This is a genomic window from Capnocytophaga ochracea DSM 7271 (assembly GCF_000023285.1).
GTDB lineage: Bacteria > Bacteroidota > Bacteroidia > Flavobacteriales > Flavobacteriaceae > Capnocytophaga > Capnocytophaga ochracea.
The window spans coordinates 2206744-2230000 of sequence record NC_013162.1 but is presented as its reverse complement, the minus strand read 5'-3'; the positions used below and the strand labels follow the sequence as shown (position 1 = coordinate 2230000).

Below are 23257 nucleotides of genomic sequence, written 5' to 3'. Positions count from 1 at the left end.
AAACTTAGGTGCCCATTCTTTAGAGACGGTAGCTCCTGCTGAAAAAAGAGCTAAATCGGGTTTGAGCGATACGGCTTGTTGTAAGCCTATCACAGTATATTCAGTTCCTTGAAAAGTAATTTTCTTCCCTACTGACTTCTCTGATGCTACGGGAATTAATTCGGTTACAGGAAATTTGTGTTCTGCAAGTACTTCTAACATCACGTTACCTACCATTCCGGTAACGCCTACTACTGCTACTCTCATTTTTAATTATAATTTTGTTTTATTTTAATTCTTTTACTTCCATATTGTCATACTGTACAATATATACGCCTTGGTTTTCATAGCCACCACCTTTATAGAAATTTTTTAGGTAAGCAAATTTATTCTCTAAGTAAGAAGTCTCTCCTATACGTGTATTGGCACTGGTAAGATTGCCCGATACTCCCAAACGCAATACAGCATCCATAGTAAGGTCAAACCCGCGAATAGCATACTTATTAGGTAGAATACCATAAGTCTTTAAATATCGCGCAGAAAAACTATCTGTACCATTAGAATATTTATTTACAGTAGGATAAGTAAAGCGTAAATCGGATAGCTGGTTGTTAGAAAGATTATTAGAATCGTATACTGAACCTCTATCCACAGTCGCCAACATAATCTTAGGGAAGGTATTGTTCCTTTTAGATTTAAGCGCATTGTGCAACAAACGCACTGCCATCGACACGTAACCTATATCATTCGACTGTAATAACACTACATTTTCCTTGTTGTAGTTTAGAGCATTAACAAATCCATTAGCCGACATTTCAGTTACTACCTTAGCATTAGGGAATGAACGCTCTAATTTCTCACGCAAAGAACTATTCTTGCTATCAGCTAAGATAATCATATTCTCATCTGAATAGTTTTTATTCAGATAGTCAATCATTTGTGCTTGTAACACCTCATCGTTCGGTAAGGTCTGATACACATTAGGATTGAGAGTTATATTCTTATTAGATAAAGGAGCTAATAATATCGTATTGTTATTTGTAACCAATGATGCTAAAGTATTAAACGATTTCGTGGTAAAAGGACCTATTACTACTTGTGAGTTCTGTACTGAGGCGTTAGAAGCTATCTTCTTTAAGTCTCCTTCACTATCGTATACATTCACTTTAAACTTATATCCCATTTTTTGAAGAGAATCCAAAGCTATTAGAGCTCCTGAATAGAAATCGGTAGCCACAGGAGTTAGTTTGTTTTCAGTAAGTCGAGATTTTATAATAGCAATTTGTCCAGTGCTGACATCCGATAGTTTAAAGGGTAAAATATAAGATATCTCCTTCACATTGGCTGGTGAAGATGCTGAACGCAAGGTATTGTTAGAATTCTGAAAGTTGTAGTTTGCTGTATTATTCTGTGAAGCACTTTTATAGTGTTCGTAATTCTCTTTGGGTATCCATATTTGAGCATCGCTTTTCAATCCATCTTTAAGACTAGGATTTAGTTTCACAAGTTCAGCTTCCGATAAACCGAACTTGCGTTCTAAGCTGTAAAATCCTTCCCCTCTCTCCACAAGGTAAAGCACCACTTCTTTCTTAGTATTAGGGCGAGCTGGTGGTTCAGGCTCTGTACTATCGGTAGAAGAGGCTGGCACCCAGATTTCTTGCCCTTCTCTTATACTATTAGGGTTGAAACCTTTTTCGTTTTTGTTCAACTTTTCCAATTCTTCTACACTCACATTGTGATTTTTAGCAATGCGCCAAAGTGTTTCTTGCGGTTTTACTACGTACCGCTTTTGTCCTTGTACGCTTTTCTGTACCATTTCAGCTGTTTTGCTAAATAGCGGAATTGTAATGCGCTCACCCTCTTGTAACTCTCTTATATAGAGGTCTAAATTATAACGCTTTAAATCATCAATAGTGATGTTGTATTTTTGCGACAGACCAAAGAAAGTCTCACCCCCTTTTACCAAGTGAGTCGTAAACCCTACAGGACGTTGGGTATTGTAATGCTTCACTTTACTGATAGGAATATTGATAGTCATTCCCTTTTGTACTCCATCTTTAAGCCCTGGGTTGAGTTTTAAGATGTCAGCGGGCGAAAAGCGATAGGTCTTAGCTATATTTTCAATACTTTCATAGTTATTTGCTGTGTACGTTTGCGGTTGTGCATAGGCAACTCCTAAGCACAATAACAAAGCTAATGTAAAAAGTTGTTTCATAATATTGTCTTATGATTTAATTTTTTAGTGTTAATTGATAATTCTAAATTGTTTATTGTCTATTCCCATTCTATCGTGGCAGGCGGTTTACTGCTGATATCGTACACCACACGGTTTACGCCTTTCACCTTATTGATAATATCGTTAGACACTTTTTGCAGAAATTTATAAGGTAAGTCTACCCAATCTGCCGTCATACCGTCTATGCTTTCCACAGCGCGCAAGGCTACCACACGCTCGTAGGTACGTTCGTCTCCCATTACTCCCACACTGTTGATAGGCAGTAAAATAGCCCCTGCTTGCCACACTTTGTCGTATAGGTTATTTTCTTTCAGTGCGTTGATGAATATAGCATCTACTTCTTGCAAAATAGTTACCTTTTCGGCAGTGATATCTCCCAAAATGCGGATAGCCAATCCAGGTCCTGGAAAAGGGTGTCTGCCTAATAGTTCATCACTGATGCCCAAACTGCGTCCTACCCTTCGCACTTCATCTTTAAAGAGCATACGCAAAGGCTCTACTACTTTCAATTTCATATAGTCGGGTAAGCCTCCTACGTTATGATGTGATTTGATAGTAGCTGAAGGTCCCTTTACTGATAGTGATTCAATCACGTCAGGATAGATAGTGCCTTGTGCCAACCATTGAGCATCAGTAATTTTATGAGCTTCATCATCAAACACTTCAATAAAAACGCGCCCTATAATTTTGCGTTTCTCCTCGGGGTCGGTTTTGCCTGCTAAGGCAGTAAGGAAACGCGCTGAGGCATCTACACCCTTCACATTCAGTCCCATACCCTCATATTGTTTCAGTACGTTTTCGAACTCGTTTTTGCGCAAGAGTCCATTATTTACAAAAATACAATGTAATTGCTTGCCAATCGCTTTGTTAAGTAATACAGCAGCTACCGTAGAGTCTACTCCTCCCGATAAGCCTAATATCACTTTCTCATTACCCACTTGTGCTTTTAGCTGGGCAACTGTCATCTCTACAAAGTTGTCGGACGTCCAATTAGGGGTAAGTTTCGCTATTTTGAAAAGGAAGTTACCTAATAGCTTCATTCCATCGGCTGAGTGGGTCACTTCGGGGTGAAACTGAATTGCGTAGGTTTCTTCTCCTTCTATGCGATAAGCAGCGTTCACTACATCAGGAGTGCTCGCCAAACAAACCGCCCCAGTAGGCAATTGTTTGATAGTGTCACTATGGCTCATCCACACTACACTTCCTTCTGCAATCCCTTCAAAAAGAGGTTCATTAGGCTTAATATAGGTAAGGTGAGCACGCCCGTACTCTCGTATGTTCGAAGGGGCTACTTCACCACCACCAAAGTGTGCCAAATACTGCGCTCCGTAACATACTGCCAAAAGAGGCATTTTACCTTTCAGTGCTGATAGGTCTGGGTGCAAGGCTTCTGCACTACGCACCGAATAAGGCGAACCTGAGAGTATCACTGCCGAAAAGTCTTCTAAGTTCTCAGGCAAATGGTTGTAGGGGTGCATTTCGCAATACACGTTCAATTCGCGCACACGACGTGCAATAAGTTGGGTGTATTGCGAGCCAAAGTCTAACAATAAAAGGCGTGAGCCCTGAAAAGTATCTTTATTCATCGTCAAGGGTTGCTGCGGCAGTAAGCACCGCTTGTTTCAAATTTTCTTTATAATCAATCATTTTTTGCAAGAGCTCAGCGTCGGCACTTGCCAATATTTGTACGGCTAATAAACCTGCGTTCTTAGCAGCATTTAAAGCTACGGTAGCCACAGGCACTCCGCCAGGCATTTGTAAGATAGAAAGGATAGAATCCCAACCGTCAATAGAGTTACTGCTTTTCACCGGCACACCTATCACAGGCAAAGGCGACATCGAGGCGACCATACCAGGTAAATGAGCTGCACCTCCCGCTCCCGCAATAATTACCTGAATGCCTTTTTTATGAGCGTTCTGACTGAACTCCATCAGCTTTTCAGGCGTGCGATGCGCCGATACGATATCTACCACAGTTGTGATACCAAAGGACTTGAGGATATCAATAGCGTCCTGCATCACAGGCAAATCACTCTTGCTTCCCATTACCACAGCTACTTTCATTTTGTCTATATTTTGGTGCAAAGGTACAAAAAAATATCAATTCACAATATAAAGGCTTTATATTTTGTTTCCCCGTGCTACTTCCCTGCAACCTTGTCATTCGCCATTCGCAACTCGTCATTAATTTGGTATTATTAGTATTTTGGGTATTGTGGTATTAAATTTGTCTTCGCACTTTCTTCTAGTAAGCCTTGTCTTTTAGTCTAATAGCTATCTATATTTTTTTCTCTTGAAGAATGCTTATTTTTCTATTTACCTTTACTCATCTCACATTTTTGTATCGCCACACTCCCCTTTTAAAAAGATTACTTCTTTCTCTTATTTTCGTTTTTCTTCTACTTTAAATCCGCTTAAATCTCTTTTTTCTGCTCATTCTCAACCCCTCATTATTAACTACTTATATACCCTTTCTATATCTATCTTCCAAGATTCGTATAAGCTTCCTATAAGCTCTCTATAAGCTACCACCACCCTCTGAACAGCTACTTTACCTCTTGTTTTTTACCTTTTACCTAAATTTTCTCTTCCGAATCTCTCCGTTATCTTCCGAACTCTCCAACCTGCCAAGTAACTATTTTCATTCCACCCCATATTTTCAGTAAGTGTTTTGGAGCAGATGATCTATTAGTCTTTAGCTTCAAAAATAGATTAGGCATCAGCACCTACCCGTTAATGAACAGAGATTCAATTAGTCACCGACATTTTGTCACTTGTTACACATTTCTTGTCAAGTAGTTATTATTAAATAATAATCAGATTGTTAATTATTTTTAGATTTCTATTTAATATTACATTTGGTATAAAAATCCTTTTAAAAAACTGTCTTTTTGTCAGTTAAAAGCTGTTGGCACAACTCTTGCCCTATTGGGAGTGAACAAATCATAAAATGTTGAACACACTAAATTGAAAATATATGAATTTTAATAACTTTACTATCAAAGCGCAAGAAGCGGTACAAACCGCTCAGCAAATAGCCCAGCAGTACGGGCACCAGGAATTGCAAAACGAACATTTCTTCAAAGCTATTGAGCAGGTAGATGAGAACGTATTGCCTTTCCTATTCAAAAAATTGAATATCAACCGCGAGCAATTAAATAAACAATTAGAAACTGCTCTGCAAGGCTTTGCCAAAGTCAGCGGTGGCGATATGGGGCTCTCACGCGAAGCAAACACTATGCTCAACGAAGCCGCTAACATCGCTAAAAAATGGAATGACGAATATGTATCCTTAGAACACCTTATATTGGCTATCTTCAAATCAAACAGTAAAATCGCCCAAGCCCTCAAAAACCAAGGCGTGAGTGAAAAAGAGTTGGAGAAAGCCATTCAAGAATTGCGCAAAGGCGAACGCGTAACTTCGGCTTCAGCTGAAGATACTTATAATTCGCTCAACAAATACGCCAAAAACCTCAATCAGTTAGCTGATAGCGGGAAACTCGACCCTGTGATTGGTCGTGATGAGGAAATACGTCGTGTATTGCAAATTCTTTCACGCCGTACCAAGAACAACCCTATGTTGGTAGGTGAACCTGGGGTAGGTAAAACGGCTATAGCCGAAGGCTTAGCGCACCGTATTGTGAAAGGTGACGTACCTGAAAACCTAAAAGACAAGGTTATTTACTCTCTCGATATGGGTGCCCTTATCGCAGGTGCGAAGTACAAAGGTGAGTTTGAAGAACGACTCAAATCAGTAGTGAAAGAGGTTACCTCATCCGATGGCAATATCATTCTGTTTATAGATGAAATTCACACCCTTGTGGGAGCAGGAGGAGGCGAAGGTGCTATGGACGCTGCTAATATATTAAAACCTGCCTTAGCTCGTGGTGAACTCCGTGCCATTGGTGCCACTACTCTCGATGAGTACCAAAAGTACTTTGAGAAAGACAAAGCTCTCGAACGTCGTTTTCAAAAGGTAATGGTAGATGAACCAGATACCGAAAGTGCAATTTCTATCCTTCGGGGTATCAAAGAAAAGTACGAAACCCACCACAAAGTACGTATCAAAGACGAGGCGATTATCGCGGCAGTAGAACTTTCTGAACGCTATATCACTAATCGTTTCTTACCCGATAAGGCAATAGACCTAATGGACGAGGCAGCTGCCAAGCTCCGTATGGAAATCAATTCTAAACCCGAAGAGTTAGACGTACTCGACCGTAAGATAATGCAACTCGAAATAGAAATTGAGGCTATCAAACGTGAAAAAGACGAAGATAAGCTCAAAATGCTATATGTAGATTTGGCAAATCTTAAAGAAGAACGTAACGCTATCAATGCTAAATGGCAGAGTGAAAAAAGCGTAATTGATGAAGTACAAACCACTAAGGAAGCTATTGAGAAATACCGTTTGGAAGCCGATAGAGCTGAACGTGAAGGCGACTATGGTAAAGTAGCCGAATTGCGCTATGGAAAAATCAAAGAAGCGGAAGACAAGTTAGTGGAATTGCAAAAGAATTTAGACAGCAAATCACACGAAAATGCTCTTGTAAAAGAAGAAGTAACCGCCGAAGACATCGCTGAAGTAGTAGCAAAATGGACTGGTATACCTGTAGCTAAAATGTTACAAGGCGAACGCGAAAAACTCTTAAACTTAGAGAAAGAATTGCACCGCCGTGTAGTAGGTCAAGAAGAAGCCATCGAGGCAGTTTCCGATGCCATACGCCGTAGTCGTGCTGGTTTGCAAGACCCACGTCGTCCTATAGGTTCATTCCTTTTCTTAGGAACTACGGGGGTAGGTAAAACCGAACTTGCCAAAGCCTTAGCCGAATATCTATTCGACGATGAAAATGCAATGACGCGTATCGATATGAGCGAATACCAAGAGAAACACGCTGTGAGCCGATTGGTAGGTGCGCCTCCAGGATATGTAGGATATGACGAAGGTGGTCAACTTACTGAAGCTGTGCGTCGCCGTCCGTATTCTGTAATCCTTTTGGATGAAATTGAAAAAGCTCACCCCGATACATTCAACATCTTGTTGCAAGTACTCGACGAAGGTCGTCTTACTGACAATAAAGGTCGTACTGCCGACTTTAAGAATACGATTATCATTATGACCTCTAATATGGGTAGCCATATCATTCAGGAAACTTTTGAAAAATATCCTAAGGATACCGAGCGCGCTATCGACGAGTCACGTGACGAGGTGTTACAACTCCTCAAACAAACTGTACGCCCTGAGTTTTTGAACCGTATAGACGACATTATAATGTTCACACCGCTCAACGCCAAGGATATCCGTAGCATTGTGCGTTTGCAATTGCAATCAGTGTTCCGTATGGTTGCCAAAGAAGGTATCTTGCTCGATGCTACCGATGAGGCTATTGATTACTTAGCACAAAAAGGTTTTGACCCTCAGTTTGGTGCTCGTCCAGTGAAACGTATCATTCAGAAAGAAGTGCTTAACAAGCTTTCTAAAGAAATTTTGAGTGGCACAGTACAACGCGATGCTGTCATCTTATTAGATGCTTTTGATAACCAATTGGTATTTAGAAATCAAACATCAGAAGATAAAAAATAGAAATTAGTTGTTAGTCGCTTACTAACAACTAATGACTAAAAATGACAATTTGTCAGTTTTTAGTCCTTTGGCACAATCATTGACTGCTACTAACTACGTAAGCGTAAGACTTACAAAAATAATGTTGAACTTAAAAAAACGATAATATTAATATGAGTAAGATTATAGGTATTGACTTAGGAACCACAAACTCTTGTGTTTCTGTAATGGAAGGTAATGACCCCGTGGTGATTACCAATGCCGAAGGTAAACGCACAACCCCTTCAGTGGTAGCTTTTACCGAAGGTGGCGAAATAAAAGTAGGTGACGCTGCTAAACGTCAGGCAGTTACCAACCCTAAAAACACGGTATATTCTATCAAGCGTTTTATGGGGAACAAGTTTTCTGAATTGGAAAAAGAAATCGCTCGTGTACCTTATAAAGTAGTACGTGGCGACAACGATACTCCTCGTGTGGACATAGACGGACGTTTGTATACTCCACAAGAAATCTCAGCTATGATTCTTCAAAAAATGAAGAAAACTGCAGAAGACTTCTTAGGACAACCCGTAACAAGCGCGGTAATTACTGTACCAGCTTACTTTAACGACGCTCAACGTCAAGCTACTAAAGAAGCAGGTGAAATCGCAGGATTGAAAGTAGAACGTATCATCAACGAACCTACTGCCGCTGCATTGGCTTATGGTTTGGATAAAGACCATAGCGACCATAAGATTGTTGTATTCGACTTTGGTGGTGGTACTCACGATGTGTCTATCTTGGAACTTGGCGACGGCGTGTTTGAAGTACTCGCTACTGATGGTGATACCCACTTAGGAGGTGATGATGTAGATGAAAAAATTATCAACTGGCTTGCTGAAGAGTTTGAAAAAGAAGAACAAATCGACCTTCGTAAAGACCCTATGGCGTTGCAACGTCTTAAAGAAGCTGCTGAAAAGGCTAAGATTGAACTTTCTTCAACTACTGAAACCGAAATCAACTTGCCTTATATCACTGCTACAGCTTCAGGTCCTAAACACTTGGTGCGCAAGCTCAGCCGTGCTAAATTTGAACAACTCATCGACGACCTAGTAAAACGCACAATTGAACCTTGCAAAAAAGCGTTAGAAAATGCAGGTCTCAGCGTAAGTGATATCAACGAAGTAATCTTAGTAGGTGGTTCTACTCGTATTCCTGCCGTACAAGAAGCCGTTGAAAAATTCTTTGGCAAAAAACCTAATAAGAGCGTAAACCCTGATGAGGTAGTAGCCATTGGAGCCGCTATTCAAGGGGGCGTACTTACTGGTGATGTGAAAGATGTATTGCTTCTGGACGTTACTCCTCTTTCTTTGGGTATCGAAACTATGGGAGGTGTGATGACTAAACTGATAGAAGCCAATACCACTATCCCTACTAAGAAATCGCAAGTGTTCTCAACTGCTGCCGACAATCAGCCGAGTGTGGAAATTCACGTATTGCAAGGTGAAAGACCTATGGCAAACGACAACAAGACTATCGGTCGTTTCCACTTAGATGACATTCCACCTGCCCCACGTGGCGTACCACAAATTGAGGTTACCTTCGATATCGATGCTAACGGTATCATTAACGTATCGGCAACTGATAAAGGTACAGGCAAGTCTCACAATATCCGTATAGAAGCGTCTTCTGGACTTTCAAAAGAAGATATCGAGAAGATGAAACGCGAAGCCGAAGCCAATGCCGAAGCTGATAAGAAAGCCAAAGAAAAAGTAGATAAGCTCAACGAAGCTGACGCGATGATATTTCAAACTGAAAAACAACTCAAAGAGTTTGGCGATAAAATCCCATCCGACAAGAAAGGCGCTATTGAGACTGCTCTTAGCGAACTTAAAACAGCTTACGACGGCAAAGACCTCAGCTCTATTGAGACTGCTTTGGGCAAAATCAATACTGCTTGGCAACAAGCCTCTGAGGACATCTACAAAGCCCAACAGGGAGGCGGTAGCTCTACCGCACAAGAGCAACCTAACACTGGTGGGGCACAAGACGTCAATACAGACAACGTTCAAGACGTAGATTTCGAAGAAGTAAAATAGCGGAGAGCCTCCGCAAGCAAATAATAACAGCCCCATCTAATAAATAATTAGGTGGGGCTCTTTATATAGCTTTTGCAGAAAGAATACTATACAATAGTTTTATTCGTGTAATATTCTTGTAATTCTACAATAATCCTATCCACTACTCTGTTTTCTCTTTATCATCAATTGATAATTATCTGTTACACCAGCGGAACTAGTTGTTATCAATTGATAATTACTTATTATCGCTAAGAGTTCATTATCAACGAATATTCATTAAAAAACAAAATTATTTTTTTGTCATTAAAAATTAATTACTACCTTTGTCCTGCAAATTAATCATTTCTTTTTCAATTTTAGAATTTTTCAGATATGAAAACATTAAGAACAAATTAATGTCGTACTTTCGCACCCTATGAATATATATGATATAGAAAACGTTAAGCTACTACTTAAAAAACAGTTGAAAATAAGTATTATTCCTCACAAAAGCCCTGATGGAGATGCCATAGGGAGTTGCTTGGGACTATACTTGTATTTAAAGCAATTGCACCAAGATGTAACGGTGGTGTCGCCCAATGATTTTCCTGATTATTTAAAATGGTTACCCTCAGCCGATGAGATTCTCATCTATGACAATGCTCCTGAAAAGGCAAAAAAACAAATAGAAAACTCTACGCTCATCTTTACGCTTGATTTCAATTCGCTTAAACGCGCTGATGGGCTCACACCTTTATTAGAAAACTCGGCAGCTACATTTGTGATGATTGACCATCATCAAGCACCTGAGGCTTATGCCAAAGTAACTTTCTCTAACCCCAATGCCAGCTCTACCTGCGCAATGGTATATTCGTTTATTGATGCAATGGGCGATAAAAACCAAATAGATAGAGAAATAGCTACTTGTTTGTACACAGGAATAATGACCGATACGGGAAATTTTAAATACCCCACCACTACTAGCAATACGCTAAAAATAGCTGCTTTTCTTATCGAAAAAGGAGCTAAAAACAGTCAGATTAACAGTAATGTGTTTGATAATAATTCATTTAACAAATTGCAATTACTGAGTGTAGTTCTGAAAAATATGACGTATTTAAAAGAGTACGACACGGCTTACACAACGCTTAGTTCCGAAGAACTACAACAATATGACTGCCAAAAAGGAGATACTGACGGTTTCGTAAATTATGGGCTTACCATTAAGAACACCAAGCTGGCAGTAATCTTCATTCAAGAAGGCGATTTTATAAAAATGTCATTGCGTTCCAAAGGTAATAACGATGTAAATCTGTTTGCACGCAAATATTTCAATGGCGGAGGGCACATCAATGCTGCAGGAGGTAGATTTAACGGTACAATGGAAGAAGCAGTAACTTATTTTAAACAAGTTTTGCCAGATTTTATTCACAAGAATATTTAAAATACAATGAATATACTCAAAAAAATAGCAATAATAATGGTTGCTGGCATAGTTTTCATAAGCTGTGCCGACCGACAAGCACGCCACCCTGTAACCAAGAAAACAAGTACCTTTTTAAAGGAATCGGCTAAGAAAAACAAAGCGCTATTAGCTTCAGAAGAAGCTCTTATTGATTCTATTATCAAAAAAGATACGCTCCACACCTTTATAGATTCACAACACGGTTTTAAATTCTATTACCTAAACCAAAATCCTAATGCTGACTACACAGCACAGTTTGGCGATATCGTGACCTATGATTACAGTCTTTCGGATTTGCAAGGTAATGAACTCTACCAAGAGAAACCTGATGGTGATTATAAGTATAATGTAGATAAAGAAGAGGTATTCCAAGGGTTACGTTCAGCACTAAAATTGCTAAAAGAGAAAGAAAGTGGTGTTTTCTTTTTCCCCTCGAGCGTAGCCTATGGTTATCGTGGTGATAAAGATAAAATAACTTTCAACCAGCCTATTATTGCCAAGATAGAGGTTTTTAAAATTGAAAAGAACAAAGAGAAAATAGAACCACGACCTGAATAAGTAGAAATTTTAATTAATTTTATATATGAGACGACTCAATTTTATCGCATTGCTTTCTGCAATGTTTGTATTTTTCAGTTGCAATTCGCAAAAGAAAGCCTATAAAGATTTAGGCGATGGCTTATTTGCGGATATTGAAACTACTCAAGGAAATATTATTGTAAAACTAAACTACAAAGAAACTCCTGTAACAGTAGCCAACTTTGTTACTTTGGCAGAAGGTAAAAACACTTTTGTAAAAGCTGAATACAAAGGTAAACCATTTTACAACGGAACAATTTTCCACCGAGTAATCAAGGATTTTATGATACAAGGAGGTGACCCTACCGGCACCGGAATGGGAGAACCCGGTTATCGATTTGAAGATGAGATAGTGCCTACTTTAAGACACGATAAAAAAGGAACCTTGTCAATGGCAAACGCAGGACCAGCTACCAATGGCAGTCAGTTTTTTATTACCCAAGTGCCTACTCCTCATTTAGATGGTCGCCACACAGTATTCGGCGAAACGGTGAAAGGTTTAGAAGTAATAGATGCTATTGCTAATACTAAAACAGTAATGAACGACAAGCCTGAAAAGGATATCAAAATCAATAAGATTACTATTATTGCTAATGGTAAAGATGCTAAAAGTTTCAATGCTGTAAAAGTTTTTGAAGATTACTTCAAAGAAATTAACAAGAGAGAGCGAGAAAAAGAAGCTAAGACGAAAGCCGCTGCAGCTAAGTTCTTAGAAGAAGTAAAAGTACAGGAACCACAAGCTAAAGCACTTCCTTCAGGAGTAAAAATCTTTAAGTTAGTTGATGGCAAAGGCAAACAACCTAATCACACACATCAAGTAATGGTAAACTACGCAGGTTATTTGAAAAACGGAACCCTTTTCGATTCTAACGTAAAAGAAATTGAAGAGGCTTACGGTAAGTACAACTCATTACGTGAACAACAAGGAGGATACCAAGCCTTCCCTATGCCTTATAACACTTCTGCGCAACTTATACCAGGTTTCAGAGATGCTTTGCTTACAATGAAAGTAGGTGATAAAATACGCGTATTTATTCCTGCTGCTTTAGGATATGGCGAAAGAGGTGCTGGCGATGTGATTCCACCTAATAGCGACCTTATTTTCGATATTGAAATTACAGATATAGCTAAATAAGTATAGAAAATAAGGATATATAAACTTTGTCAAAGTCTCTAACAGCCTGTCGTGCTACGACCTTTGACAAAGTTTTTTACTAACAACTAAAATAACTAAAAACTAAAAATGGTATACAAATTCAGAGTGATACTCGACGTTAAAGAAGACGTTTTTAGAGATATTATCATTCAGGGAGAAGCTACTTTGGAAGATTTACACAATGTAATCAACCAATCATTTGGCTTTGCTGGTGACGAAATGGCTTCTTTCTATCTTACCGATGAGGATTGGAATCAAGGAGAAGAAATCACCCTTTTTGATGTATCAGAAAGTGGAGAAATGCGCTTGATGGAAGAGACAACCATCGAATCGGTAGTAAGTGAAGAAGAGCCTAAACTATTGTACGTATACGACTTTATGTCGATGTGGACATTCTTCGTAGAATTAGTAGAGATTGATGAAGAAGAAACAGGCGTTTCTTATCCTGCTTTGATATACGCTCACGGTTCTATTCCTGCTGAAGCTCCCGAGAAATCATTTGTAGCTGATGATTTTGATGAGTTTGAAGATGAATTTAACGATTTTGACCTCGACGAAGACGATTATGGAAGTTTCAGTGGAGAAGAATACTACTAATTACGTAATAGTAACAGATAACAAGTAACTATGCTAAATTTATATACAACAAACATTGAAACACTTTCTATTCACAGGGTAGGTAATCTAAGCAAAGGAGAACCTCTATTCCTTTCAGAAAAACCATATGCACTAAACGATGAGATTATAGGGCTACTGAAAGAATACTTCTTTAAACCTTTCCGTGAAAAAGAAGAAAACTACTTTCACTTAGTACACGATACCGATGTTGAGTTCAATGAGCTTTACCAGCTGGTAACTCCTATTTTTGAGGACGAGAGCTCTATTCACGAGCAATCTAAGAAGATTGCGCAACACTTGTACAATCAGTCTAATCACCCACATATCAAAAGCGGAGAGGTGTATGTAGCGCTTCTTCACGATAGTTATTTAGATAATGAAAAGGTAAAAGCAGTAGGTATCTTCAAATCGGAGATGAGGAACAGCTTTTTGCAGTTTGAAGAACAGGCTAACCAGTTGGAGATGATTATCCAAGAGGGAGTGAACATTCACCGATTGGATAAAGGTTGTATTATCTTTAATGTGAATAAAGAGGACGGATACAAAATACTTTCCATCGATAGTAATCGTTACGACACTAAGTATTGGTTGGAGAACTTTCTAAATGTCGATGCGTTAATAGACGATAATTTCTATACTAAAAAGTACTTAAAATTCAGCCAAGACTTTGCCAAAGATGTAATCTTGCCTGCTGAAGATAAAAAAGAAGAGGTTTTGTTTATGAACCGTGCTATTAATTACTTCGCTAAGAATGATGATTTTGAAGAAACCTCGTTTATGAATGAAGTGTTTGAAAATCCTGAATTGATACCAGAGTTTAAGCACTACAAAGTAGAGAAAGGACCTAAGTACCAAATAGAAGATGTATCAACCTTTCCGATTGTTAATAAGGCTGTATCGGATGTGCGCAAAAAAATTAAAAATGTGATTGATTTAGACACTAATATCCAAATACGTATGGACTTTATCAATCCAGAATCAGTTGATAAGTTTATTGAGAAAGGTTGGGACGAAGAAAAACAAATGTATTACTATTTGGTGTACTTCAATAAAGAACAAAAAAGCTAATTTTTAAATGGTAATAGCATAAAAAAGAGTCTGTATATCAGACTCTTTTTTTATGCTTCTATGTATCTTATACCTTCTACGAAAGGTGCATAAACTTAAATTCAGTAAAGAAATTGTATTCTTCTTTAGGTCTTAACACTACATTATCGAACTGTGGATGTTTAGTAGCATCGGCATAACCTTGTGCTTCAAAACAAATCCCTCTGCTTTGCCCTATAGTTTTGCGATGAGGTGGTTGCAACTCAGGTAAATAATATCCTGCATAGATATGCAACACAGGGTGATTAGTACGCACTTCCATTGCCAATGAACCTTCTCCGTTAGTAAGTGTAGCCATTACTTCCTCAGGGGTAATCTCACGTACAAAAGAGTTATCAGTATGAGCATATACCTTTTGCCCTTTTCGGTAATCCAAACGTGTGCCAGCCACAGGAGGGCGTTCACCTGTAGGGGTAAAGAACCCTTCTTCTAACGGTACGTACTTATCGGCTTTTATTTGTAAGGTATTGTTAAGCACATCGGTATTGCTTTCATTGAGGTTAAAATACGTATGCTGAGTGAGATTTAAAATAGTAGGTGCATCGGTGGTGCCGTGATAATCAATGCGCAAACAGTTATCGGAAGTAAGCGTATAGGTTACACGCACCGTTACCTCACCTGGGTAACCCTCTTCGCCATCTTTAGAAACATATTGTAAGGTTACTGAAGAATTATCATCTCCCCTATTTACTGCCACTACGTCCCAAAAGACACTATCAAAGCCTACTGAGCCTCCGTGTATTTGATTTTCTCCTAAATTGCAGTTCAATTGTACTTCCTTGCCATCGATAATAACTTTTCCGTACTTTATACGACCTGCGTTACGCCCTATAATCGCACCAAGATACGGATACTCTTTGCGGTAAGCCTCACTTACGTACTCTTCAAACGTGTCGAATCCCAATACACACTCTACTTTTTTCCCCTTTATAGGCACTTTAATAGAGCTAATCACACCACCAAAATTAAGTACAGTTACTTCCATACCTCCCTTATTAGAAAGTACAATAGTTTGTAATTTTTCTTTATGATATTCTTTTTTCATCAATAATTATTTTTTAGATAAAGATATTGAAATAATGCGAATCAAGAGTTGGATTGAGTTGTATGTAAATGAAGTACGTTCATTAAAATATATTCACTTCAAACTCTAAGGCAATACCAAACTTTTCTCGCACTTGAGTTTTTACGTAATTAGCCACCGCTAAAATTTCCTCACCCGTAGCTTCACCATAATTCACCAATACCAATGCTTGATGCTTGTGCACTCCTGCATCTCCTTTCCGATAACCTTTGAGTCCTGAGCGATCTATAAGCCAACCTGCTGGCACTTTCACTTCGGTTTCATTCACTGGATAACAAGGAATTTCAGGATATTGCTGTTGTAGCTTTTCGTAATCAGTTTTTAGAACAATTGGGTTTTTAAAGAAACTGCCACAATTACCCAAAACATTAGGGTTAGGCAATTTACTTTCGCGAATGGTTATAATCGCATCGGACAACTCTTCGGGGGTAGGTTTAGTAATTCCTCGCTCTGAAAGGACTTGCTGAATAGCTCCGTATTGCGTATGCAATTGGTGGTTCTTTTTAGTAAGTTTAAAAGTAACCGAAGTAATGATGTAATTGCCCTTCTCTTTCCCCTTAAAAATAGATTCTCGATAAGCAAAAGCACATTCTGCATTTGTAAATATGCGTTTTTGCAGTGTATGAATCTCAATAGTCTCACAACTCTCCATCACATCTTTTATTTCCACCCCATAAGCCCCTATGTTCTGTACAGGAGTAGTACCTACATTGCCGTAGATCAGCGAAAGATTTTCAAGTCCACCATAGCCCTGTTGTAAAGTATAACGCACAAATTGGTGCCAATTCTCTCCTGCTTGTGCTTTAAGCCATATGTATTCATCAGTTTCTTTTACAGTGCTAATGCCTTTAAGCAAAATGTGAAACACAGGTTGCGTAATATTTTTAGTGAGAAGCATATTGCTTCCACCCCCTAAAACAAATGGATTGTGATACTCTTGTAACGCACTGATGAGTTCCTTTTCACTATGGATAGGAATATATTTTTCAGCTTGAACTTTAAGGTTAAAAGTGTTAGGTATTTGCATAACTTACGGTCTACTTACAAGTGCAAAGGTATGCAAAAAAAATGAATTAGCAAATGTGAAAAATTAGTAAATTAGCAAATGGAGATTGATGGCTTAGTGATAGGGTCACGAAGAAACGGAAGATAACGGAGAGGTTCGGAAGATGGTTGAAGGGGATTTTGGTGAAAAAAGGTTATTAGGAGGGTATGTTTAGCTTATAGGAAGCTTATAGGAAGCTTATACGAATCTTGGAAGATTGGTATACAATAGCTATGTAAATGATTAAAAATGAGGAGTTAAGAGTTAATGAAAAACCGTAGTTTTGAGGGAAATAAAGCGACGTAAAACGAAAGGAAAGACCGTTGTTTGCTCTTAGTCTGTAAGTTTCATAAGGTTATTAACAAACCCTTTTATTGCACTAAAAATAAATTTGTTACCTAATAAATTTTGGGTTTTCAACTTTTTTTTCTACCTTTGTGCCTTGAAAATGCCAACTACCTATCGAATAAGTAAAACACTACTAACAGCTTAAAACTAATAACAAATGGCTAAAATAGATTCTTTTAAAGAAACAATGCTCGCTGGATACTCGTTTAAAGGTGATTACATTACCTTAGGAGGGGCTATCTACGAAGGGCAACCTATTGAAAACGTATTGGTAAATTTACCTTTAAAAACACTTAACCGCCACGGGCTTATCGCAGGAGCTACGGGTACAGGTAAAACTAAAACTCTGCAAGTTATCGCCGAAAACCTTTCTAAAAAAGGTGTTCCTGTATTGCTAATGGACTTAAAAGGCGACCTCAGTGGTATTGCTGAATCTGGTGAAGTAAAGCCTTTTATCTTAGAACGTTTAGGTAAGATAGGCTTAGACTTTCAACCACAGGCATTCCCCACCGAACTACTGACCATTTCGGAGCAAAAAGGTGTGCGTATGCGTGCTACTGTATCAGAATTTGGCTCTGTGCTACTTTCACGCATTTTAGACCTAAGCGATGTGCAAGAAGGTGTTTTGGCAGTGGTTTTCAAATACTGCGATGACCACGCACTACCCTTGTTAGACCTAAAAGATTTAAAGAAAATACTTCAATATGCCACTGATGAAGGAAAGACCGACTTCGAGAAAGAGTACGGAGCGGTTTCTAAGTCCTCAACAAGTGCTATCTTGCGTAAAATTGTGGAATTAGAGCATCAAGGTGCTGAACTTTTTTTCGGCGAGCGCAGTTTTGAACCAGCTGACTTAATGAGAACCAATGCACAGGGCGAAGGTTATGTAAACATCATTCGCCTTACAGACATTCAAGACCGTCCTAAGATGTTCTCGACCTTTATGTTGAGTCTTTTGGCTGAAATTTACACTACTTTCCCCGAAGAAGGCGATATGTCGAAACCTAAGTTGGTTATCTTTATCGACGAAGCGCACCTTATTTTCAATGAGGCTTCCAAAACGCTTCTCAACCAATTAGAGAACATTGTAAAGCTCATACGTTCAAAAGGTGTGGGACTTATTTTCTGTACTCAAAACCCTACCGATATCCCCGATGCGATACTTTCTCAGTTGGGTATGAAGGTACAACACGCTCTGCGTGCTTTTACTGCTAAAGACCGTAAAGCCATTAAGCTGATTGCAGAGAACTATCCTTCATCAGAATTTTACGACACTACCGATACGCTTACTTCCTTAGGAACAGGAGAAGCACTGGTAACAGTACTGAACGAAAAAGGAATACCTACTCCATTGGTAGACACAATGATGCGCGCACCGATGAGTAGAATGGATATCCTTAGTGATAGTGAAATTGAAGCGTTGGTAGGGCGTTCGGAGTTAGTGCGCAAATACAACGAAGTTATCGACCGTGAAAGCGCTTATGAAATCTTGAATAAGAAAATAGAGGACGTGCGAAAAGAGGAAGAGAAGCAAAAAGAAGCTAAGGAAGCCGAAAAAGCTTCTGCTCCTAAGCCCAGTACACAAAAAACCACTACTAAGCGTTCGGGTACTAATCCTTTGATAAAAATGGTTACAAGTGCGTCGTTCGTGAGAGGTGTTTTAGGAATATTAAATAAAATCATCAAGAAATAATGAAAAAATACTTTATTATCATTACTGTTCTTTTAACTATTGTGGCGTGTAACAATAAAAAGAATGAGTTCCTCATCACTAGTAACAGTGTAGGAGTCCTCCAAAAAGACACTCCCATACAAAAGTTGGATTCTATCTTTGCTAAGGACTCCATAGTAAACTCGACTATGGAAGGAGAGTTGCGTTATGCAAGTGCAGAGCGCATTACTATTTTAGACAAAGAAGGTAAAGAGCTTCTTGAAATCACTCCCACCACCAATGATAAGGGGGATAAAATAGTGGAAAGCGTATTGATATTGTGCGATAAATACGCTACCGAAAAAGGGATTTCGTTACAGAGTACTTTTAAAGACGTAAAGAGCAAATACCCCGATTTAGAAATTGAGCCCTCTATCAGTAGCGTAATGGTTACTCCAAAAGGAAAGAATTACTACTTTACTTTTGACAAATCGGCTCTTAAAACAGCTTTTGACCTTACCGATAATATCTCAGAAGGAGATATTGAGGAAAGTGCCAAAATTGCTCGTATTACAGTTAATTTTTAAGTTGAACGAAGATTAATAACTATTTATAATTTTAACACGAGTGTATCACTCGTGTTCATTTTGTATAAATCAATTGATAAAGATGAATAATATTAAACTAAACAGCATTGAAGAAGCTGTTGAAGATATAAAAAAAGGAAAGGTCGTTATTGTAGTAGATGATGAAAATCGCGAAAATGAAGGCGATTTTATTGCTGCTGCTGAAAAGGTAACTCCTGAGATGATTAATTTTATGATTACCAACGGTCGAGGGTTAGTCTGTACTCCTCTTACTGAAAAACGCTGTGCTGAGCTTGATCTTCCGATGATGGTGCAAAACAACACCGTACTACACGAGACTCAGTTTACTGTTTCAGTAGATTTAAAAGGTCAGGGTTGTACTACCGGTATTTCAGCTTTCGACCGAGCTAAAACTATTCAAGCATTAGTAGACCCAAAGACCACTCCTTTCGACTTAGGGCGTCCTGGACATATATTCCCTTTACGCGCTAAAGAAGGCGGAGTACTTCGCCGTACAGGACACACAGAAGCAACTATTGACCTCACTCGTATTGCGGGACTAAAACCTGCCGGTATTTTAGTAGAAATCTTAAATGAAGATGGTACGATGGCACGATTACCTCAGTTGGTGGAAGTAGCTAAGAAATTCGACCTTAAAATCATTTCTATTGAAGACCTTATTGCTTATCGTATGCGCAAAGACACACTTGTGATAAAGAAAGAAGATTTCTTGTTGCAAACCCCTTATGGAGAATTCCGCTTGCGCGCCTATGAACAAACTACTAACAAGCAAATACACTTAGCCTTTACACAAGGCACTTGGAAAGCAGATGAACCTGTGCTTACGCGCGTTCATTCATCATTTATCAGTAATGATATTCTGGAAGTTATAGCAGGAGATAAGGACAACCCTCTTGAACGCATTTTCAGAAAAATTAATGAGGAAGGCAAAGGAGCTGTGATAGTAATTAATAAAGAAGGTTATTCGAAAACGTTATTACAGCACATTACCGAAATCAAAGAACACCAAACAGGGCACCCTCTTCCTCAAGTAGGTAAAGATACCAAAGATATTGGGATGGGAGCTCAAATACTCAACGATTTAGGTATTAGGAAACTTCGATTACTTACCAACTCTAAAAATGCGTCTAATTACGTAGGAATGTCAGGCTACGGTCTTGAAATTACGGAAGAGATACCGTATTAATTAGAATGGGAAGATAGGAAATAATTATATGACACATATTATTATGAGAAAAATAACACTCTTTTTAGCCCTAATTGCCAGCTCATTTTCTTTCTCACAAGAGTTGAATGCCGTGGTAACGGTCAATACACAACAGGTAAATTTAAGTAATCGCTCAGTCTTTAAGACCTTAGAAAAATCTTTGCAAGAATTTATCAATCAAACCCGTTGGACAGATTTAAAAGTGCGCGAAAACGAACGTATCCGTTGTAGTTTTACTCTGGTGATTAATAAGTTTGAAAATTCGCATTATGAAGCAAGTCTTTTGGTGCAATCTTCTCGTCCTGTATACAATTCAGCTTATCAATCTCCTGTATTTAACTTGCAAGATAAAGAAGTAGCTTTTGACTATCAAGAGTTTGCTCCTCTTACCTTCAATGAAAATGCCTTTGAGTCGAACCTCACTTCGGTAATAGCTTACTATGCCTATTTGCTATTAGGGTTCGATGCTGATACGTTTGCTGAAAATGCAGGGAGACCTTATTTCTTAAAGGCACAACAAATTGCTAATATAGCACAAAACAGTAGTTATACAGGTTGGGCAGATAATGGTAAAAACAACCGATTCTTGTTAATAAATGAGCTCATTTCAGAAAATTACACTGATTATCACAAAGCTTTATACCAATACCATCGTTTGGGCTTAGATATAATGAGCACCGATGAGAAAGGCGGAAAAGAAGCTATCCAGAATGCTATTATTTTACTTGAAAAAATACCGAGCCTACGGTTGAGCTCCTATGCAATGATATTGTTTTTTAATGCAAAAACTGATGAAATTGCCTCTATTTACTCAGGTGGAATGATTTTTAATACCAAAATGCTAAAAGAAGCCTTAATGAAATTAGCTCCCACCCAAGTAACTAAGTGGAATGAAATAAAATAAGGAATATGCTCAACACTCTATCTATAAAAAATTATGCATTAATTGATGACCTAAAAGTTGACTTCCCTAAAGGCTTTATTATTATCACAGGCGAAACAGGTTCAGGAAAATCTATAATGCTTGACGCTCTTTCCTTAGTATTGGGGAAACGTGCCGATATGTCTGCTTTGAGGAATAAAGATGAAAAATGTGTAATTGAAGCCGAATTTTCTTTACAAAATTATGAATTTCAATCTCTCTTCAATGAGCTGGAAATAGATTATGACCCTCAAACTATTATACGTCGTGAAATTCTTCCTTCGGGAAAATCTCGAGCTTTCGTGAATGATTCTCCTGTAACATTAGACGTGCTTTCACGTTTAGGTGAAGTACTCGTAGATATTCATTCTCAGCATCAAACTCTTTCTCTAAGCGAATCAGCTTTTCAGTTTGAGATTATAGATGCAATGGCTGAAAATAAATCTTTGTTAGAGGAATACCAACGCCTTTTAGTACTACTTAAAAACGAACAAAAGAAACTACAAGAGCTCATAGATTTCCAACAGACAGCTAATAAAGAATACGATTACAATCTGCACCAACTCAAAGAACTGAAATCGGTTACTTTAGGAGAAGGCATTTTGGAGGAATTAGAAGAAAGCTATGAAGAAGCCTCCAACATCGAAGAGATAAAAGAAAATGTAGCTGAAAGTTTATATTTGCTCAACGATGAGAACATAGGTATTTTAAATAATTTGCGTGAACTGCGTCGCGCTTTTTCAAATCTTACAGAATACAAACAGCAATACCGTGAATTGTACGAACGCATTGACTCGGCTTTCTTAGATTTAGAAGATTTGAGTAGAGATGTAGCAGACATTGATGAAAACATAGAAACAGACCCAGAAAATTTAGAGGAAATATCTAAGCAACTCAATAAAATCTACTCACTTCAGCAAAAGCACAAAGTAACAACTGTTGAAGAGTTGATGAGTATTCAAGAGCGTTTAGAGAAGGCTGTTTCTAAAACTGAAAGCGCAGATTTCGACCTTAAAGAACAACAAGAGTTAGTTGCAAAACAACAAGCAGAAACCTCTAAAAAAGCAACTGAGTTACACAAAACTCGTGAAAAAGTAATTCCTACTCTCACTAAACAATTAGAGAGCTTTATGCACGAATTAGGAATGCCCAATGGGCGTTTTGATATCAAGCTAACACCTACCTCACATTTCTTTAACAACGGAAATGATGAGCTCTCATTTTTATTTTCTGCCAATAAAGGAGGAGATTTTGGACCATTAAAGAAAGTAGCTTCAGGAGGAGAATTATCACGTATAATGTTAGCTGTAAAAGCAATAATGGCAGCACATACAGCACTCCCTACTATTATGTTCGACGAAATTGATACAGGAGTATCAGGTGAAATCTCTCAAAAAATGGGTGATATAATGAAACAAATGAGCAAAAACAGACAGGTATTTGCTATTACCCATTTACCACAGATAGCTGCTAAAGGTGCTTATCATTTTAAAGTATTTAAAGAAGATATAACAGGTAAGACAACTACCCATCTTAAAATGCTCACCGAACAGGAACGCATTTCAGAACTTTCAGAAATGCTTGAAGGAAAAAATAGTGGCGAATCAGCTCGTAATCACGCAATAGAACTTTTAAGAAAAGGATAAAAAA

General features: G+C 38.4%; 18 protein-coding genes (1 of these 18 cut by a window edge). 12 read left to right on the top strand and 6 right to left on the bottom strand.

What is annotated here, in order from left to right; genetic code table 11:
- The 4 genes in view from COCH_RS09365 to purE are tightly spaced (at most 59 nt apart) and all read right to left on the bottom strand, a layout consistent with a single transcriptional unit that may run on beyond the window.
- Window positions 1-246 carry the beginning of an aspartate-semialdehyde dehydrogenase gene (locus tag COCH_RS09365; RefSeq protein WP_015782890.1) on the bottom strand. The gene continues 744 nt to the left of window position 1, outside the view, so 246 of the gene's 990 nt are visible here — the first part of the coding sequence; its start codon is at window positions 244-246; its stop codon lies beyond the left edge, outside the window.
- Window positions 247-265: 19 nt separating this feature from the next.
- Window positions 266-2194 (bottom strand): PBP1 and LysM peptidoglycan-binding domain-containing protein, encoded by a 1929-nt coding sequence (locus COCH_RS09360; RefSeq protein WP_015782889.1) that lies wholly within the window; start codon window positions 2192-2194, stop codon window positions 266-268.
- A gap of 59 nt (window positions 2195-2253) precedes the next feature.
- Window positions 2254-3801 (bottom strand): glutamine-hydrolyzing GMP synthase, encoded by a 1548-nt coding sequence (guaA, locus tag COCH_RS09355; RefSeq protein ID WP_015782888.1) that lies wholly within the window; start codon window positions 3799-3801, stop codon window positions 2254-2256.
- Window positions 3794-4279 carry a 5-(carboxyamino)imidazole ribonucleotide mutase gene (gene purE, locus COCH_RS09350; protein WP_002671807.1) on the bottom strand — a complete coding sequence of 162 codons (486 nt, stop codon included), beginning with the start codon at window positions 4277-4279 and terminating at the stop codon, window positions 3794-3796. The genes guaA and purE overlap by 8 nt, the downstream gene beginning before the upstream one ends.
- Before the next feature lie 913 nt (window positions 4280-5192).
- Between purE and clpB the strand changes: the two genes are divergently transcribed.
- From clpB to COCH_RS09315, 7 genes are all read left to right on the top strand, one after another.
- Window positions 5193-7799 (top strand): ATP-dependent chaperone ClpB, encoded by a 2607-nt coding sequence (clpB, locus tag COCH_RS09345; protein ID WP_002671804.1) that lies wholly within the window; start codon window positions 5193-5195, stop codon window positions 7797-7799.
- A 152-nt stretch (window positions 7800-7951) separates the two neighbouring features.
- Complete coding sequence (gene dnaK, locus COCH_RS09340) at window positions 7952-9856, top strand: molecular chaperone DnaK (RefSeq protein WP_009418367.1); 1905 nt, start codon at window positions 7952-7954, stop codon at window positions 9854-9856.
- A gap of 397 nt (window positions 9857-10253) precedes the next feature.
- The gene (locus COCH_RS09335) at window positions 10254-11261 is read left to right on the top strand and encodes a DHH family phosphoesterase (RefSeq protein ID WP_015782886.1); all 1008 of its coding nucleotides are present in this window, start codon (window positions 10254-10256) and stop codon (window positions 11259-11261) included.
- Window positions 11262-11267: 6 nt separating this feature from the next.
- Window positions 11268-11840 carry a gliding motility-associated peptidyl-prolyl isomerase GldI gene (gldI, locus tag COCH_RS09330; protein ID WP_009411813.1) on the top strand — a complete coding sequence of 191 codons (573 nt, stop codon included), beginning with the start codon at window positions 11268-11270 and terminating at the stop codon, window positions 11838-11840.
- 25 nt (window positions 11841-11865) lie between these two features.
- The gene (locus tag COCH_RS09325) at window positions 11866-12996 is read left to right on the top strand and encodes a peptidylprolyl isomerase (RefSeq protein ID WP_015782885.1); all 1131 of its coding nucleotides are present in this window, start codon (window positions 11866-11868) and stop codon (window positions 12994-12996) included.
- A 108-nt stretch (window positions 12997-13104) separates the two neighbouring features.
- On the top strand, window positions 13105-13614 hold the full coding sequence (locus tag COCH_RS09320; protein ID WP_015782884.1) for an IS1096 element passenger TnpR family protein: 510 nt from the start codon (window positions 13105-13107) through the stop codon (window positions 13612-13614).
- Window positions 13615-13644: 30 nt separating this feature from the next.
- A complete protein-coding gene (locus COCH_RS09315; protein WP_015782883.1) occupies window positions 13645-14703 on the top strand; it encodes a nucleoid-associated protein in 1059 nt (352 codons plus the stop codon).
- Window positions 14704-14779: 76 nt separating this feature from the next.
- Here COCH_RS09315 and COCH_RS09310 read toward each other — a convergent pair whose 3' ends face one another.
- Window positions 14780-15787: an aldose epimerase family protein gene (locus COCH_RS09310; protein ID WP_015782882.1), complete on the bottom strand. Its 1008-nt coding sequence runs from the start codon at window positions 15785-15787 to the stop codon at window positions 14780-14782.
- Between the two features lie 82 nt (window positions 15788-15869).
- Entirely contained in the window at window positions 15870-16853 is a 984-nt protein-coding gene (gene murB / locus COCH_RS09305; protein WP_015782881.1) for a UDP-N-acetylmuramate dehydrogenase, read from the bottom strand.
- A 523-nt stretch (window positions 16854-17376) separates the two neighbouring features.
- On the opposite strand from murB, the gene COCH_RS09300 reads away from it, so the two are divergent.
- From COCH_RS09300 to recN, 5 genes are all read left to right on the top strand, one after another.
- Window positions 17377-18912: a helicase HerA-like domain-containing protein gene (locus tag COCH_RS09300; RefSeq protein WP_009418300.1), complete on the top strand. Its 1536-nt coding sequence runs from the start codon at window positions 17377-17379 to the stop codon at window positions 18910-18912.
- Entirely contained in the window at window positions 18912-19457 is a 546-nt protein-coding gene (locus COCH_RS09295) for a hypothetical protein (RefSeq protein ID WP_015782880.1), read from the top strand. Before COCH_RS09300 ends, COCH_RS09295 begins: the two co-directional genes overlap by 1 nt.
- 82 nt (window positions 19458-19539) lie before the next feature.
- Window positions 19540-20664, top strand: coding sequence for a 3,4-dihydroxy-2-butanone-4-phosphate synthase (gene ribB, locus COCH_RS09290; protein ID WP_015782879.1), 1125 nt, complete (start codon window positions 19540-19542; stop codon window positions 20662-20664).
- A gap of 43 nt (window positions 20665-20707) precedes the next feature.
- Window positions 20708-21589 carry a type IX secretion system protein PorD gene (gene porD / locus COCH_RS09285; RefSeq protein WP_445222976.1) on the top strand — a complete coding sequence of 294 codons (882 nt, stop codon included), beginning with the start codon at window positions 20708-20710 and terminating at the stop codon, window positions 21587-21589.
- Window positions 21590-21594: 5 nt separating this feature from the next.
- Window positions 21595-23253, top strand: a complete 1659-nt coding sequence (gene recN, locus COCH_RS09280; RefSeq protein ID WP_015782877.1) for a DNA repair protein RecN — start codon at window positions 21595-21597, stop codon at window positions 23251-23253.
- The last annotated feature ends 4 nt before the right edge of the window (window positions 23254-23257 follow it).